A 17,417-nucleotide genomic window follows, 5' to 3' on the forward strand; every position below is an offset into this window, starting at 1 on the left:
ACACACACTAGAATCAAATCCATGTTGGAGGGCGAAAAGATGTCAGATGTTTATAAACAAGCTGGTGTAGACGTTGAAAAAGGCTACGAAGCAGTAGAGCGAATGAAAAAACATATTCAAAAAACACATCGTAAAGAGGTGCTGGGCTCGTTAGGTTCCTTTGCAGGAGCATTTGATTTATCCTCCTTTTCCTATCAAGAGCCTGTCCTGCTTTCTGGGACAGACGGCGTTGGCACCAAATTAAAGCTTGCGATCGAATTGGACAAGCATGATACAGTAGGAATGGATTTAGTAGCGATGTGCGTGAATGATATTGTTGCTCAAGGAGGCGATCCGCTTTTCTTTTTAGATTATATTGCATGCGGAGAAAATGACCCGGCGCGGATCGAAGCGATTGTCTCTGGTGTTGCTGCAGGGTGCCAGGAGGCTGGTGCTGCATTGATTGGCGGCGAGACAGCAGAGATGCCGGGAATGTATGACGCAAATGAATATGATTTAGCTGGTTTTGTGGTAGGTATCGTTGAGAAAGCAGAGATCATTACAGGTAAAACCATTGCAGAGGGAGATACGCTGATTGGCTTCGCATCAAGCGGCATTCATTCCAATGGCTATTCGCTTGTCCGCAAGCTGATGGAAGGTCTGGATTTTGAAGAAACGCCTGATGGATTATCAAAACCTTTGAAGGAAGCAGTAATGGAACCAACAAAAATTTATGCAAAAGCAGTTCAAGCCATAAAAGAAAAGGTACATATGAAAGGAATCGCACACATTACCGGCGGCGGGTTTGATGAAAATATCCCTCGTATGCTGCCAGAAGGTCTTGGAGCAGTAGTACAAGAAGGGACTTGGAATGTTCCTGAGATTTTTCCATTCTTGCAAAAACGAGGAGAAATTAATGCGCGTGAGATGTACCGTGTTTTCAATATGGGCATCGGCATGGTCGTCGCTGTACCCAATGAAGAAGCGCAGACAGTCTGTGATATCTTGCAGGAGAACAAGGTCGAAGCAGCCGTTATTGGAGAGGTCATTGCAGGTGAAGGGGTGCAGATTTCTTCATGAAACAGCGGGTCAGTGTGTTTGCATCCGGCACAGGAAGTAATTTTGATGCCATGATGCAGGATGAAAAAATTGCGAGTTCGATCGTGCTGCTTGTCTGTGATAAGCCGGGAGCAGCGGTTATCAAAAAAGCTGAAAGTTATGGAGTCGAGACACTTGTAGCAGAGCCAAAAAAGTATGCTTCCAAACAGGAATATGAAAAAGTGATTGTGGAAAAACTGCAAGCTTTAGAAGTCGAATGGATTTTCCTAGCAGGTTATATGCGGCTCATCGGGGAGACCTTACTTTCACAATATGAAGGCAGGATTGTGAATATACACCCCTCCCTTTTACCGGACTTCCCCGGAAAAGACGCGATTGGCCAAGCCTATAGGTCCCGTGTTTCCAAGACAGGAGTAACGATTCATTATGTAGATGAAGGCATGGACACCGGTCCAATCATTGCACAGGAAGAAATACAAAGGCTGCCTGGAGAAACGGAAGAGCAGCTGAAAACGAGAATCCAAGCGGTGGAGCATCGCTTATATCCAAATGTAATCAATCAACTTAAGCAGAATATAACGGAGGAATTATCATGAAAAAACGTGCGCTTATTAGTGTATCCGATAAAACAGGGGTCGCAGAATTCGCAAAAGGGCTCGAAGCAAAAGGGTTTGAAATCTTATCAACCGGCGGAACCATCCGTTTATTGAAAGAGTCTGGCGTCCAGGCGATTCCGGTAGAGGAAGTAACAAACTTTCCGGAAATGCTTGATGGAAGAGTAAAAACATTGCATCCAATGATTCATGGCGGACTTTTAGGAAAACGAACCAATGAAGATCACCGTGCGCAAATGGAGGAGCATCAGATTGCTCCAATTGATCTTGTAGCTGTTAACCTTTACCCGTTTAAAGAAACGGTTCAAAAAGCAGGGGTAAGCCATGAGGAAATTATAGAGAATATTGATATTGGCGGACCATCTATGCTTCGCTCTGCAGCGAAAAACTTTGCAGATGTCTTCGTTGTTGCCGACCCGGCTGACTATCCATCTGTTCTGGCAGCTCTGGAAACGGAAGCGGATAACTATGCTTTTCGTCAGCAATTAGCAGCGAAAGTATTCCGTCATACAGCACATTATGACGTGATGATTGCAGCCTATTTCCAAACAAAGACAGAAGAAGTATTTCCAGAAACATATACCGTGACTTATGAAAAGGTGCAGGATTTACGTTATGGAGAGAATCCGCATCAGCAGGCCGCTTTTTACAAAGCACCTATTCAACATGAAGCAACCTTGGCAACTGCCAACCAGCTGCATGGCAAGGAGCTTTCTTATAATAATATTCAAGATACTAATGCAGCATTAGAAATTTTGCGGGACTATAGTGAACCTGCTGCAGTAGCGGTCAAGCATATGAATCCATGCGGCATCGGTATTGGAGCAACATTGGCTGAAGCGTTTGAACGTACGTATGAAGCGGATCCTATTTCTATTTTTGGAGGAATTGTAGCCTGCAATCGTCCGGTTGATAGACAGACAGCAGAGCAGCTTTCTTCAATATTCTTAGAAATTGTCGTTGCACCTTCTTTTGAGGGGGATGCACTTGCTTTATTAACAGAGAAGAAAAATATCCGTCTCTTAGAATTGGATGTTTCGAATCAGCAGGCCGATCAAAAGCGGATGACCACCGTTGATGGCGGAGTTCTTATCCAAGATTTAGATGTCAAAGAAGTAACAGCAGAGGACTTAGAAGTGGTAACGGAAAAACAGCCGACTGAAGCAGAAATAGCTGATTTACTATTCGCTTGGAAAGCTGTGAAACACGTGAAATCAAATGCAATCGTGCTTGCAAAGGAAGCGCAGACCATTGGTGTAGGTGCCGGTCAGATGAATCGGATTGGGGCTGCAGAAATTGCTATCAAGCAGGCAGGAGACAAGGCAAAAGGAGCTGTCCTTGCATCAGATGCCTTCTTCCCGATGCCGGATACCGTAGAAGCAGCCGCTAAAGCCGGTGTCACAGCGATTATTCAGCCAGGCGGATCCAAACGCGACCAAGATTCCATCGATGTATGTAATCAATACGGGATTGCCATGGTCAATACTTCTGTACGTCATTTTAAACATTAATTATACGCAGAAGCTCCTGTATTTCTTTATTTGTTCATGCAGGAGCTTTCTGATTAAAGTACATGGCAGATAAAAAAATCGATTCGTCTGAATAAAATGAAAACGGAGGAGAAGCGATGAAAATATTAGTTGTGGGTCGCGGTGGCAGAGAGCATAGTATGATTAAAAAGTTAAAGGAAAATCAGCAGCTGGATAAGATTTATGTTGCTCCTGGAAATGCCGGCATGGGAGAAGAGGCAGAATGTGTTCCCATTGATGAAATGCACATCGAAGAATTGGCAGCTTTTGCGAAAGAAGCAGCAATTGACTTAACAATTGTTGGCCCGGAAGATCCATTAGATGCCGGCATTACCAACCGGTTTCAGCAGGAAAACCTCGCTATCTTTGCGCCGACGAAGGAAGCAGCAAAATTGGAAGGGAGTAAAAGCTACGCGAAAGATTTTATGAAAAAATATGGCATCCCTACTGCTTCTTATGGTGTTTTCCATGATGCGGAAAAAGCTAAAAAGAGAATTTCCGAAACAGGAGCTCCTATTGTGGTCAAAGCAGATGGTTTAGCAGCTGGAAAAGGTGTTATTGTAGCGATGACAGAAGTAGAAGCTATTCAGGCGATTGATGATATGCTTGTCGATAAAACATTTGAGCAAGCCGGTTCTACCATTGTCATCGAAGAATATTTAGAAGGTTCAGAGTTCTCTTTAATGGCATTTGTTCATGAAGATAAAGTTTATCCGATGATGGCAGCACGAGATCATAAACGGGCGTTTGATCATGATCAAGGTCCCAATACAGGCGGTATGGGAGCTTTTTCGCCTATTCCGGATTTAACAGCGGAAGCATACCAATTTGCGGTGGAACAAATTTTAGAGAAAACAGCAGCAGGGATGCTGGAAGAGGGCAGACCATTCACAGGAATTCTATATGCAGGCTTAATCATGACAGAAAACGGACCCCAGGTAATTGAGTTCAATACACGTTTTGGCGATCCGGAAACACAGGTTGTTCTCCCATTATTAAAGAATGATTTGGTCCAAGTTATGCAAGATGTCTTGGCGAAAAAGAATCCGAATTTAGAATGGTATCCTGGAGCCTGTGTCGGTGTCGTACTTGCTTCAGAAGGATATCCTGGTACATACAGAAGGGGGAAACTGCTGCCTCAGCTAGGTACATCAACAGACACTTTTATTATCCATGCCGGAACAAAAAAAGTGGATGGCAAACTTGTTTCTGACGGAGGGAGAGTACTTCTGGTCGGCGGACGGGCAGAAACGCTTTCGCAGGCTGCAGCTAACGTGTATCAGCAGCTTGACAAAGCAGAACTGAACGGTAACTTTTTTTACCGAAATGATATTGCTCAGTAAAAAAATAACCATGCAAAGGATGAAGCATAAGCCTTTGCATGGTTATTTTTTTAGTATTGGATTGGCAATGAAAATGTGTCATTTTAGTATGTATGGTCTCTTAATGGGAAGGATAATATCATTCGTTCTGGTTTTGTCTCTCCAAAAAACGGATATTCCGGAATAGAACAATGGCTAATAGTGAGAAATTATTTTTTGTTTGATGACCTGCGCAATATTTCTAAGAACCAAATAAAGAATCCAGATGAAACCAAAAGGTTCACGCGCAAAACGTTGGCAGTTGGCATAAGAAGTCAAAAAAGCAGAGCGGGTAAGATGAAAATGCCACAATTGTGAAACATTTCACAAAAACTGAATTCTATGTTATAATATAGACAAATCTTAGAAATGGAGTGATTAGATGTCAAATATCATTTTTACATCACCAAGCAAATATATTCAAGGAAAAGGTGCTTTGAATGATCTTGGTAAACAGATTAAGAACATCGGTAAAAAGCCGTTAATTCTTTCAGATGAAGTCGTATGGGGCATCACAGGAGAAACCATTGAAAACAGCCTGAAGGAAGAAGCATTACAATTCCATTATATCCAATTTAATGGAGAAGCTTCTTTAAATGAAATGGAACGTATTGCAGATGAAGGAAAACAGGAAGATGTTGACTTTGTTATTGGCGTTGGAGGAGGAAAAACACTCGATACTGCCAAAGCAGTTGCTGACATATTGGAAGTAAGTGTTGTTATTGTTCCTTCCACTGCGTCAACAGACGCGCCAACAAGCGCTTTGTCTGTTATCTACAGTGATGAGGGTGTGTTTGAATCCTATAAATTCTATAACAAAAATCCAGAGCTGGTGCTTGTAGATACCAAAGTAGTTGCAGGTGCACCGCCACGGTTATTTGCTTCCGGAATTGCGGATGCCATGGCAACATGGGTAGAAGCAAGAGCAACCATTAAAAGTAATGGAGATGCAATGGCTGGAGGAAAGACAAGTATTGCTGGACAAGCTATTGCTGAAGCATGTGAGAAAACGTTATTCGCCTATGGTAAAGCTGCATATAAAGCAGTAGAAAAAAATCTGGTGACAAAACAGGTGGAAGCGGTCGTGGAAGCAAACACGCTCTTATCCGGTCTTGGTTTCGAGAGCGGCGGACTGGCTGCTGCCCATGCCATTCATAATGGTTTTACTGTATTAGATGGAGATATTCACCATCTGACACACGGTGAGAAGGTTGCTTACGGTACGTTGACACAGCTTGTACTTGAACTGCATCCTGAACAAGAAATCCAAAAATATATCGAATTTTATCGTTCTTTAGGCTTGCCAACCACATTAGAAGAAATGCATTTGGACGAAGTATCCTATGAAGATTTACGTAAAGTAGGAGCAGCTGCAACGCAAGAAGGCGAAACCATGGGCAACCTTTCAGAAGAAATTACTGCTGATGATGTTGCACAGGCTATTTTAGCAGTGGACCAACTAAGCAAAAAATAATTCTGTTTTAAGAATCGAATAATGGATAATACAAGAGCTCTGTATCTCGCTTTGAGGTATGGAGCTCTTGTTTTTTTCAAATAGGAAAATGATCTTTAAAATAGTTTGACTTTTTACTTTTATTGTAATAGTATGAACGAATGAACTTGCATACTGTATACAAGAGGTGATTATCATAGTAGAGATTGTGAAGAAAACCTTAAAGAGTCAAGTCTATGATTACTTGAGAGAGCAAATTATTGTCGGAAAATTCAAACCTGGGGAAAAATTAATAGAAGAAAAAATAGCAGAAACATTACATGTAAGCAGAAGCCCTATTCGGGAATCGATACGGATGCTGGAACAAGAGGGATTTTTGAATTTATCAAGAACAGGCGGTGTTACGGTAGTTGAGCCTTCCCTTATGGATTTTAGGTATTTATATGAATGCCGGATAGGGATGGAGTCGCTGGCTGCTTATTATGCTGCTATCAGACGGACAGATGAACAATTGCAATTGATGAAACAGGAAGTGGAGAATACCGCTCATCATAAAGAAAAGCAAGATGATAATGAAAAGCACGTTACGGTAGCTTTTCACGACATTATTATTGAAGCCAGCGCCAATCCTTTTTTGATATCCATGCTTCGGACGCTGCGCGGGGTGAACAGTTTTTATCGGGAAGTGATTGTGGATAAAGACCCGACCTACAGAGAAACAGCATATGTGGATCATGAACAAATATGGGAGGCGATTGCCAAGCAGGATGCAAATGCTGCGAAAGAGTTGATGAAACAGCATATTGAAAGAGATTTTACACATTTTAAGAATTTGAACAAAGACACGTTGGAGGGATTGGATTGAGTAAGAAAAAGCCGCTTGAAGGAATAAAGGTATTAGAATTAGGAAATATTGTAGCAGCTCCTTTTGCGGGGAAATTATTCTCTGAATTTGGAGCAGAAGTAATTAAAGTAGAAGAACCGACAAATGGGGATCCACTCAGAAACTGGCGAGTAATGTATAAAGATACATCTGTTTGGTGGCATGTCCAAGCTCGAAATAAAAAATCGATTACAGTCAACCTTCGAGAGGCGGAAGGGCAGGAGATTATAAAAAATCTGACCAAAACAGCAGATGTCGTTTTAGAGAACTTTAAACCGGGGACGTTGGAAAGATGGGGACTAGGCTATGAAACATTGAAAAAAGTGAACCCTTCTATTGTATTAACAAGAATATCCGGTTACGGGCAGACAGGACCTTATCGGGAAAAAGCCGGTTTTGGAAGTGTTGCTGAAGCAGTCGGCGGTTTAAGATATTTAACCGGGTATCCAGATTTGCCGCCGGTCCGGGTCGGAATTGCGATTGGAGATATGGTTGCCGGATTATATGCTGTTATCGGCACACTGATGGCACTGCGGGTTCGGGATCGTGATGAGGAAAAAAGTGGACAGGAAGTGGATGTTGCTCTTTATGAGTCTGTATTCAGCTTATTAGAGGGAATGCTTCCGGAATTTGATTTAACCGGAGAGATTCGCGAGCGTACAGGCAGTACATTGCCGGGTGTTGCACCGTCTAACTCCTATCTATGTGCGGATGGCTCTTATGTTATTATCGGCGGGAATGGCGATCGGATATTTCAGCGCCTGATGACGACCATAGGGAGAGAGGATATGGCAATCGATTCCAAATATGCTACGAATCAAGACCGGGTGAATAACGTGGAATATATTGATAATGTCATTGAATCTTGGACAAAACAACATTCACTTCAAGAAGTACAGCGGATTTTGGATGAAGCTTCTGTTCCAGTCAGCGCGATTTACAGTATTAAGGATATTTTTGAGGATGTTCATTACCAATCGAGAGATATGATTCAGGAAGTTGAATTAGCTGACGGTAAAAAAATAAAAACGCCTGGCATTGTTCCAAAGCTTTCGGAAACACCGGGTGGAATTGAGGCAAACGGACCGACGCTCGGTCAACATAATGAGGAAATTTACAAAGAATATTTAAACTTCTCCTATGAGGATTTTAAAAGGTTAAAAGAAGGAGGAATTATCTGATGACACAACAGGTTACGATTGTTGATGTCAGCCCGCGTGATGGACTGCAAATAGAAGCGAATAGCGTTTCTACGGAAAATAAGGCAGAACTTATCCATAAGCTGACAGAAGCAGGAATTCAAAAAATAGAAGCAACTTCTTTTGTACATCCGAAAAAAGTTCCCCAGATGGCGGATGCGGAAGCGTTGTTAGAGCAGATTAGTGCCAATGAGAATATACAGCCAATCGCATTAATTCCCAATCAAAAAGGATTTATGCGGGCCAGTCATTTTCCGAATCTGGAACTGAATTGGGTAGCTTCCGCAACCGAAACATTCAGCGATAAAAATTTAGGAATGACAATCGATAGAAATTTTGAAATGTTTACAGAAGTGGCAAAGGAAGTGAAAGCAAAAGGAATGGAGATTTGCTTCTCGATTGCCGTCAGTTTTGGCTGCCCCTATGAAGGTCATGTAGAAGAAGAAAAAGTACTGCAATTGGTAGAAAAAGCTGTACAAGCAGGAGCAGACAGAATTGGTATTGCAGATACAATTGGTATTGCAACACCGAATGAAGTCGATCGTTTATTCCAAAAAGTATTGGATGTGGCAGGAGATACAAAGGTTTCTTTTCATATTCATGATACGAGAGGATTGGGAGCAGCGAATGCATATGCGGCGTATACAGCTGGAGTAAGGACGTTTGAGACAGCTGTCAGCGGCATTGGCGGATGTCCATTTGCTCCGGGTTCAGCCGGGAACTTGGCGACAGAGGATTTGGTGTATTTATTTGAACGGATGGGAGTTCAGACAGGCGTGGATGTTAATAAGCTGTTCGAAGCTGCTGATTTTGCAGCGGGTCTGGTTTCCAAAAAGCCTTTGGGAAGAATACGGCATTTAGATAGAGCGCGTACGATAAAGGAGATGATGGAATGAAAAAAATACGTCATCTTTCTTTTCTGCTGCTTCTTACAGGAGTTATGCTGGCGGCCTGCAGCAACGATGACGAAGCATCTGAAAATGCAGAAGCAAGTGGAGAGGAATACGAACCGGCTACTATCCGCTTAGCTTACAATTTGCCGCCTGGTCATCATATTTCTCAGGGAATAGAAGAATTCGTAAAAACAATAGAAGAAGAATCAAATGGTCAAATCGAGATGCAGGTTTTTGCAAATGGGCAGCTGCTCTCTGATAAAGACATGAACCAATCGCTCTTAACAGGCGGCATTGAAATGGGAATGAATTCGTCTACGATTTGGTCTTCCACTGTGCCGGCTATGGGAATTTTTGATGTTCCTTATGTGTTTGAAAACTATGAAGAAGTCGGCGAAGCACTGAATGGTGAGTTTGGCGACATCCTTCGTTCAGAGATGGAAGATGTTGGCGTGAAAGTGCTGATGTTTGGGGATTATGGCTTTGGGCAATTTGCGAATAACCAGCGTCCGCTCGAATCTCCGGAAGATTTTAAGGGAATGAAAATCCGAAGTGTCGGCACGCTTCCTTCTGAATTAATTCAAGCTTATGGAGCATCTCCCGTATTTATGGGAGGCGGAGAAGTATATATGGGATTACAAAGAGAGACTGTAGATGGAGCAACATCTGGAACAACAGCAATGGTGCAGCGCAGTTATGATGAGGTCACAGATTATTTAACCGTTAATAATTATGCTTACTTTGAGTTTATTCTTGGTGTGAATCAGGAGTATTGGGATGATTTACCTGAAAAAACACAAACCTTAATTGAAGATACTGCCAGTGAAACCGAAGAATGGATTCGTCATCAGACAAAGTTAGAAGATGAGAGAACACTCCAAGTGCTGAAAGACAGAGGAATGGAAGTATATGAAGTGCCTGCGGACGAGCTTGATATATGGAAAGAAGCAGCAATGCCGGTATGGAAAACGTTTGAAGACGAGGCTGGGGAAGCAGGTAAAGAATTATTAAATATTGCCGAGGAGGACTAAACGTTGCTCAACACTTGGAAGGGAGTTATAGTATGAATGCTTTATATAAATTTTCAGATTTATTAATTAAATACGCAGCCTACTTAGCTGGAATATTAATATTTGTAACAACATTGATGACATTTTATGAAGTGTTATCGAGATCATTTTTTGGTACGCCGACTTCATGGGCAACGGAATTATCCACGTATGCCATTATCGGAAGTTGTTTTTTAGGAACGGCATATGCTGTGAGAAGCTATGCGCATATAACAGTCGATCTATTGGTTAATCGAGTGAATGATGCCACACGTAAGGTATTCGCATATATTTGTAATGTGTTGGGATTGCTTTTTAGTATTATTTTGACATGGTACGGGTTTACGCATGTTTCGTTGACGTTTGAATTAGGGACTACGTCTACTTCCTTGCTGCGTGTTCCGATGTATTTACCGGAATTATTTATTCCGGTAGGCGGCGTGTTACTCATTATCGCATTTATATTGCAGCTGATTGACGGCGGTGTACATAAAGGGGGAGAGTCTCTATGAATCTATTTTTTGCAGGAGGATTAGCGACATTCTTGCTTATTGGTCTCCCTGTTGCATTTTCTTTAGGCGTGCTGGCTATATTAGGTATGTATCTATTTAATGGCGGAAGTGTCGCTTTTGACCAAATTCCGATTATAGCGTATTCTGCTCTGGATGATTTTACATTGACAGCATTGCCGATGTATATACTGATGAGTCAAATCCTGGTTGTCAGCGGTGTTGGACGGGATCTATATGAGATGGCAAGCAGATGGTTCCGGCATTTTCCAGGAGGATTAGCTATCGCTACCGTTTTTTGCTGTACGGTTTTTTCAGCTATTTCCGGTTCCAGTGTAGCTACGGCTGTGACGGTCGGTGCTGTGGCGCTTCCGGAGATGGTTCGCCGCGGATATAAAAGGCGTTATGTGCTCGGCTTATTAGCAGCCGGGGGTACGCTGGGAATTCTTATTCCTCCAAGCGTTCCAATGATTTTATATGGTTCACTTACCGGTGAATCCGTTGGGAAATTGTTTATCGCCGGTGTAGTGCCAGGTATTGTATTAACGTTAAGTTTTATGATTTTTTCATCTATTCAAATGCGGCATATCAGAGAAAAACCCGCGACATGGACAGAACGTTGGGAAGCTTCTAAAAAAGCCATCTGGGGACTATTGTTGCCGATTGTCATTATCGGCGGGATTTATTCGGGCCTTTTTACACCGACAGAGGCAGCGGCGGTTGGAGTGGTATTAGCCTTTCTTATTGCCATTTTTGTATACCGGAACCTGACGTTTGCTAATCTGAAAAAGATTACCTTGTCTACGGTCAATACAAGTGCCATGATCCTGTTTATTATCATTGGTGCTAAACTGCTGGGTTTTATCCTAACGATGTTACAAATTCCACAGCAAATCACTGCAGTAGCAACAGCGGCAGATGTTTCTCCTTGGGTTATCCTGATTTTTATTAATATTGTGTTACTTGTATTAGGGATGTTCTTGGAAACTGTTTCTATTTTGGTTATTACGGTACCGATTTTGTATCCGATTATAACTGCTTTGGGATTCGATCCGATATGGTTTGCGATTATCATGGTGATTAACATGGAATTGGCATTGATTACACCTCCAGTGGGATTAAATCTCTTTGTTTTAAAAGGACTGGATAAAGAGAATACGATTGGTGAAATTGTAAAAGGAGTTATTCCGTTTGCACTTATCATGGTGCTGTTTATCATATTGATGTGCTTCTTCCCGCAAATTGCTACTTACTTTGTGGAGAATGTACAGTAACTGAAAGCAGCTGATTACCTTTCATAGCAAATGGAACAAAGGAGACTTCGTTTTATCTTCTTATCAAGTGTTTCATAAAAAGCAGCGTCGTTTTTGCGAAATTTGTAGAAACGGCGCTGCTTTTTATAAAAGAAGAAAAGTGTTTATTGTCAAAGTCTGTTTGAAATGTGGTATCTTTGTATAATCCTAAGAGAAAAAGACGGCTTTACTATGTTAAAGCGTTACAATATGATAAAATAAAAAGAAATGACAGATAGTGGAGAGTTGATTAATGACATTATGGAGAAATCGGGAATTACGACAGCATATTAAAGTAGTTGACGGGACGGTTGCCCCTGGTATTGTCTTAACCAATGCAACCTATTTAAATGTATATACAAATCAATGGCTAAAAGCAAATATTTGGATGTATGAGAACCGTATTGTATACGTCGGTGAGAAGCTGCCTGAAGAAACAACCGGAACCTATTTTTATGATTGTCAGGGGAAATTTGTTGTGCCAGGTTATATCGAGCCCCATGCCCACCCTTTTCAAGCTGCTAATCCGGAAGAAACCGTGATGCATGCTGCAAAAACAGGGACAACGACATTTGTGAATGATAATTTAACCTGGTATTTACTGTTGAATAAAAAAAAGACATTTTCAATGATGAATACTTTTTCGAAACTGCCGGTAAATATGTTTTGGTGGAATCGATTTGACAGTCAAACCATGTTGAAGGACAATCAGATGTTTAATACAAAAGATATATTGGATTGGGCGGAACATCCAATGGTTGTGCAAGGCGGGGAGCTTACGGACTGGCCAAGCCTGTTAACCGGCGGCGACCGGTTGTTGTATTGGATGCAGGAAATGAAAAAGTTTGGCAAACCAATTGAAGGGCACTTGCCCGGTGCCTCATCCCGAACATTAACGAAAATGAAACTTTTCGGTATTTCAAGCGACCATGAGTCGATGTCTGCAGAGGATGTATTGAAACGGCTGGAGCTTGGTTATCGTGTCAGTCTTCGTTATTCGCCAATCCGTCCTGATTTGCCGGAAATCATCAAAGGGCTTTTAGATAAAGGGATGTCCCAATTTGATAATATGAGTTTTACAATGGATGGTCCGACACCAGCCTTTATGGAAGACGGTATCATTAATGTATGTATCGAAAAAGCAATTGAGAGCGGTCTGCCTTTAGAGACGGCTTATCGGATGGCAAGTTATCACCCTGCCAGACATTTTAATAAGGAAGAAGAGTTCGGCAGTATTGCACCGGGACGGGTTGCTAATATCAATATCCTTTTCGATAAACAAAATCCGCATCCGGAAAGTGTTATCAGTAAAGGAGAATGGATTAAAAAAGATGGTACAGTTATTTCTCAACCATCTGTTATTCCGTGGGAAGAATATGAAGTTACTCCGCTTGAACTTGATTGGGAATTAACAGAAGAAGATTTGCAATTTTCCAGTCCAATCGGCATGGATATGGTGAACGATGTCATTATCCAGCCATATACGATTCTATCCGATGTTAGTGCAGATGAAATTCCTGCCAATAAGAGTGAACAGTTTATTGCACTGATTGATAAATATGGCGAGTGGCGTGTGAACACGATTATTCGCGGTTTTGCACCAAAACTGGGTGCATTAGTCAGCAGTTTTTCGGCAACCGGAGATATTATCTATATTGGTAATTCTAAAAAGGACTTACGTATCGCCTCTCAACGTATGAAAGAGTTGGGTGGAGCGATTGTATTAGTAGATCAAGGAGAGATTTTAGCTGAAATCCCGCTTCCTCTCGGTGGAGTGATGGCTAAGGTTCCAATGGAAGAAATAATTTCGAGTGACAAAGAACTGAAAAAAGTATTGGCAGCTTACGGATACGCCTATAATGATCCTATTTACAGTTTATTATTTTTGTCAGCTATCCATCTTCCTTTCTTTCGCATTACCCAACAGGGACTAATCGATGTGAAAAAACGGGAAATTGTCATCCCGGCAACCATGCGGTAAAGCTATTTTAATCAAAATAGCTTTACCTGGAATCAATATTATTCTGTTCTTCTTTCAGCTATTCAATGAAAGAAGAACAGGAAATACAAGGGGGAAATGAAGTGCAAATTGATAAGTTACGAGGAGAGCAGCTTGATCAGTTGTTTGATGCGATATTGTCGTTAGATACTCGCGAGGAGTGTTATCAGTTTTTTGATGATATTGCAACAATGTCCGAAATTCAATCCTTATCACAACGGTTACATGTAGCAAAAATGCTGACAGAAGGAAAAACCTACAGCGCCATTGAGCAGGAGACAAAAGCATCGACTGCAACCATCTCCCGGGTAAGGCGCTGCATTAATTATGGAAGTGACGGCTATAACCTTGTGTTAGAAAAATTGAATGTAAAATAATAAAATATGGCACAGTGTGATAAATACTGGGGATAAGTATTCTCTCTTTACAGAAGGGAATGCTTATTTTTTGTTGTGGGTAAGCAAATGTGCGCTTTTCTTTATATTTTAAGAAAGCAACATACGCTTTTAAGTCTCTCTTTTACGAATGCCAAGTTTTCTTTAAAATCTTTGCTTTATCCGTTCTAACCATGTGCCGATTTTTGTTATAATAAAGAAACGAATGTCATGATGGGGGATTAATAACGAATGATAAATATAGATGAATGGAAGCATATGTTTAAGTTAGACCCGGCAAAGGAGATTTCCGATGAAGATTTAGATAAAGTCTGTGAGTCAGGTACCGATGCAATTATTGTCGGTGGAACAGATAATGTTACTTTAGACGGCGTTTTAGATTTATTATCACGGATTCGTAGAGCGCATATGGTGCCGGTTGTTCTGGAAATTTCCAACGAAGAGACATTAACACCAGGGTTTGATACTTATTTTGTTCCGATGGTGTTGAATTCGAAAGAGAAAAAATATGTCATGGATATCCAGCAAAAAGCGATTAAAGAATATATCGACATGATGGAGTATAGTGAGGTATACTTTGAAGGTTATTGTGTATTAAATCCGGAGGCAAAAGTTTTTCAGCATGCGAATTGTGAACTGCCGGAAACAGCGGATGTGAAGGCATATGCTTATATGGCAGAGCATGTTTTTCATCTGCCTGTTTTTTATGTCGAATACAGCGGAACTTATGGTGACCCGGAAGTCGTTCGTGAAGTGAAAGCCGAACTTGATCAGACAAAGCTTTTCTATGGCGGCGGTATTGAAACGCCGGATCAGGCCAAAGAGATGAAGGAACACGCGGATGCGATTATTGTGGGAAACAGCATTTATACGAATTTAAAACAAGCACTCAAGACAGTAATAGCTGTTAAAGGAGAATAAGCAAGAAGCTCATTGAGGAAGGAAGATGCAACATGGAGCAAACGCTTGAAGCGATGATAAATACATTAAATCCGGAGCAGCAAAAGGCTGTCCGGCATACAGAAGGTCCATTGTTAATTATGGCGGGTGCAGGAAGCGGAAAAACACGCGTATTGACACATCGAATTGCTTATTTAATGGGAGAGAAGGAAGTATCTCCACGTAATATTCTAGCGATTACTTTTACCAATAAGGCAGCGAGAGAAATGAAAGAGCGTGTAGCGAAACTAGTCGGTCCGCAAGGGGAATATATGTGGGTTTCTACATTCCACTCGATGTGTGTCCGGATTTTACGCCGGGATATTGACCGGATTGGTTATTCCTCGAACTTCTCCATTTTAGACAGTGCCGACCAGTTATCAGTGGTGAAGCAAGTACTTAAAAATTTAAATATTGATCCCAAACAATTTGATCCCCGGGCGATGCTTGGCCAAATCAGTGGTGCCAAGAATGAACTGATTACCGAAGATGCATTTGCCAAGAATGCCGGTAACTTCTACGAGCGCCAAGTAGCACAGGTCTATGAAAGCTATCAGAAGATGCTGCGGAAAAATCAATCGTTGGATTTTGATGACCTGATTATGCAGACGATTCATTTGTTTGACCGTGTACCGGAAGTGTTGGAATACTACCAGAGACGATTTCAATATATTCATGTGGACGAGTATCAAGATACTAACCATGCCCAGTACTTTCTGGTAAAGCAGCTTGCCAATAGATATCAAAACTTATGTGTTGTCGGTGATTCCGATCAGTCTATTTACCGTTGGCGCGGAGCGGATATTACCAATATCCTTTCCTTTGAAAAAGACTATCCTTCGGCGGAAACGGTGATGCTGGAGCAAAATTACCGTTCTACCAATTCTATTTTACAGGCTGCCAATAAAGTAATCGGCAATAATCCTGGAAGGAAACCGAAAAATCTTTGGACGGATAAAGATGACGGTGAAAAGATAACCTATTATAAAGGCGCAACGGAGCAGGAAGAAGCTTTGTATGTTGCAGATACGATTCAGCAATTAATTGGTAACGATCGATACGAACCCAGCGATATTGCGATTCTATATCGTACCAATGCCCAATCCCGTGCGATAGAGGATACGTTTGTGAAATCGGGAATCAATTATCAAATGGTCGGCGGTACCCGTTTCTACGACCGTAAAGAAATCAAGGATATGATTGCTTATTTACGGTTAATTGCTAATCCGGATGATGATATCAGCTTCCAGCGTGTGGTGAATCAACCGAAAAGAGGAATTGGCAAAACATCGATGGATCGTTTGCAGGCATATGCGGCTACGCATGATATTTCTCTGTTTGATGTAGTGAAGGAAGTTGATTTCACGGGTGTTTCCAAAAAAGCGGCCAATGCATTAGCCGGATTTCTGGATCTTATCCAATCGCTTACAAAGCAATTGGAATTTTTAACAGCGACAGATATGGTGGAAGCAGTGCTCGAGCGGACAGGTTACGAGGAAATGTTGCGTAATGAGCGTTCCATCGAAGCGCAGTCCAGACTGGAAAACTTAGAAGAGTTTAAAACCGTTACTCAAGAATTTGAAAAAGCAAATGAAGATAAATCATTGATTGCCTTCTTAACAGATTTGGCATTGATTGCAGATCTTGACCGTGTCGATGAAGAAGATCCTGATCAATCGAAAAAAATCACGCTGATGACATTGCATGCGGCAAAAGGATTGGAGTTTCCGGTTGTTTTCTTAATCGGCTTGGAAGAAAACGTCTTTCCACACAGCCGTTCAATGATGGATGAGGAAGAGATGGAAGAAGAGCGCCGTCTCGCTTATGTCGGGATTACCAGAGCAGAAGAAGAACTTTATTTGACACACGCGCAAATGCGTACATTATATGGACGTACGAATATGAATCCGCTCAGCCGTTTTATCAATGAAATTCCTCCAGAATTAATGGAAGGAATGGAACCAGTTGAAAAAACACCATTTGGCGGTAACAGCAGGAAAGAGAACAGCTTTGGATCATGGCAAAAACAGGAAGCCCCTCCGAAAAAACGAGCTGAAAAAATACAAGGTCCCAAACCCAGTGGTGCCGAATCAGAAGACTGGTCCGTTGGTGATAAAGCTATCCATAAAAAATGGGGAACGGGTACAGTTGTCAGGGTGCAGGGAGAAGGCGATAAGCTGGAATTAGATGTAGCATTTCCTGCACCGATCGGCATCAAGCGTCTGCTTGCACAATTTGCCCCAATAACAAAGGAGTAAAAGGGA

At 41.7% G+C, this 17,417-nt stretch carries 15 protein-coding genes; all 15 read left to right on the forward strand.

Annotated elements, in window-relative coordinates:
- Positions 1-39 precede the first annotated feature (39 nt).
- The 15 genes from purM to pcrA all read left to right on the forward strand — a co-directional run bounded on the left by purM (position 40) and on the right by pcrA (position 17,411).
- Positions 40-1,059 (forward strand): phosphoribosylformylglycinamidine cyclo-ligase, encoded by a 1,020-nt coding sequence (gene purM / locus B7E05_RS07760; RefSeq protein ID WP_080873670.1) that lies wholly within the window; start codon positions 40-42, stop codon positions 1,057-1,059.
- Positions 1,056-1,634: a phosphoribosylglycinamide formyltransferase gene (purN, locus tag B7E05_RS07765; RefSeq protein ID WP_080873671.1), complete on the forward strand. Its 579-nt coding sequence runs from the start codon at positions 1,056-1,058 to the stop codon at positions 1,632-1,634. Before purM ends, purN begins: the two co-directional genes overlap by 4 nt.
- A complete protein-coding gene (purH, locus tag B7E05_RS07770; RefSeq protein WP_080873672.1) occupies positions 1,631-3,163 on the forward strand; it encodes a bifunctional phosphoribosylaminoimidazolecarboxamide formyltransferase/IMP cyclohydrolase in 1,533 nt (510 codons plus the stop codon). Before purN ends, purH begins: the two co-directional genes overlap by 4 nt.
- A gap of 116 nt (positions 3,164-3,279) precedes the next feature.
- On the forward strand, positions 3,280-4,524 hold the full coding sequence (purD, locus tag B7E05_RS07775) for a phosphoribosylamine--glycine ligase (RefSeq protein WP_080873673.1): 1,245 nt from the start codon (positions 3,280-3,282) through the stop codon (positions 4,522-4,524).
- A 400-nt stretch (positions 4,525-4,924) separates the two neighbouring features.
- The gene (locus tag B7E05_RS07780; protein WP_080873674.1) at positions 4,925-6,016 is read left to right on the forward strand and encodes a glycerol dehydrogenase; all 1,092 of its coding nucleotides are present in this window, start codon (positions 4,925-4,927) and stop codon (positions 6,014-6,016) included.
- A 187-nt stretch (positions 6,017-6,203) separates the two neighbouring features.
- Complete coding sequence (locus B7E05_RS07785) at positions 6,204-6,860, forward strand: GntR family transcriptional regulator (protein ID WP_245833022.1); 657 nt, start codon at positions 6,204-6,206, stop codon at positions 6,858-6,860.
- The gene (locus tag B7E05_RS07790) at positions 6,857-8,059 is read left to right on the forward strand and encodes a CaiB/BaiF CoA transferase family protein (RefSeq protein ID WP_080873676.1); all 1,203 of its coding nucleotides are present in this window, start codon (positions 6,857-6,859) and stop codon (positions 8,057-8,059) included. Before B7E05_RS07785 ends, B7E05_RS07790 begins: the two co-directional genes overlap by 4 nt.
- On the forward strand, positions 8,059-8,973 hold the full coding sequence (locus tag B7E05_RS07795; protein ID WP_080873677.1) for a hydroxymethylglutaryl-CoA lyase: 915 nt from the start codon (positions 8,059-8,061) through the stop codon (positions 8,971-8,973). The genes B7E05_RS07790 and B7E05_RS07795 overlap by 1 nt, the downstream gene beginning before the upstream one ends.
- Positions 8,970-10,001: a TRAP transporter substrate-binding protein gene (locus tag B7E05_RS07800; protein WP_080873678.1), complete on the forward strand. Its 1,032-nt coding sequence runs from the start codon at positions 8,970-8,972 to the stop codon at positions 9,999-10,001. The genes B7E05_RS07795 and B7E05_RS07800 overlap by 4 nt, the downstream gene beginning before the upstream one ends.
- A gap of 32 nt (positions 10,002-10,033) precedes the next feature.
- Positions 10,034-10,531: a TRAP transporter small permease gene (locus B7E05_RS07805; RefSeq protein ID WP_080873679.1), complete on the forward strand. Its 498-nt coding sequence runs from the start codon at positions 10,034-10,036 to the stop codon at positions 10,529-10,531.
- Positions 10,528-11,802 (forward strand): TRAP transporter large permease, encoded by a 1,275-nt coding sequence (locus B7E05_RS07810; RefSeq protein WP_080873680.1) that lies wholly within the window; start codon positions 10,528-10,530, stop codon positions 11,800-11,802. Before B7E05_RS07805 ends, B7E05_RS07810 begins: the two co-directional genes overlap by 4 nt.
- Positions 11,803-12,073: 271 nt before the next feature.
- Positions 12,074-13,801, forward strand: coding sequence for an adenine deaminase C-terminal domain-containing protein (locus B7E05_RS07815; protein WP_080873681.1), 1,728 nt, complete (start codon positions 12,074-12,076; stop codon positions 13,799-13,801).
- A gap of 101 nt (positions 13,802-13,902) precedes the next feature.
- A complete protein-coding gene (locus tag B7E05_RS07820) occupies positions 13,903-14,196 on the forward strand; it encodes a YerC/YecD family TrpR-related protein (RefSeq protein ID WP_080876248.1) in 294 nt (97 codons plus the stop codon).
- A 249-nt stretch (positions 14,197-14,445) separates the two neighbouring features.
- Positions 14,446-15,135: a heptaprenylglyceryl phosphate synthase gene (pcrB, locus tag B7E05_RS07825; RefSeq protein ID WP_080873682.1), complete on the forward strand. Its 690-nt coding sequence runs from the start codon at positions 14,446-14,448 to the stop codon at positions 15,133-15,135.
- Between the two features lie 32 nt (positions 15,136-15,167).
- Entirely contained in the window at positions 15,168-17,411 is a 2,244-nt protein-coding gene (gene pcrA, locus B7E05_RS07830) for a DNA helicase PcrA (protein WP_080873683.1), read from the forward strand.
- The last annotated feature ends 6 nt before the right edge of the window (positions 17,412-17,417 follow it).

This window comes from Oceanobacillus timonensis, assembly GCF_900166635.1.
In the GTDB taxonomy this organism is placed as follows: domain Bacteria; phylum Bacillota; class Bacilli; order Bacillales; family Amphibacillaceae; genus Oceanobacillus; species Oceanobacillus timonensis.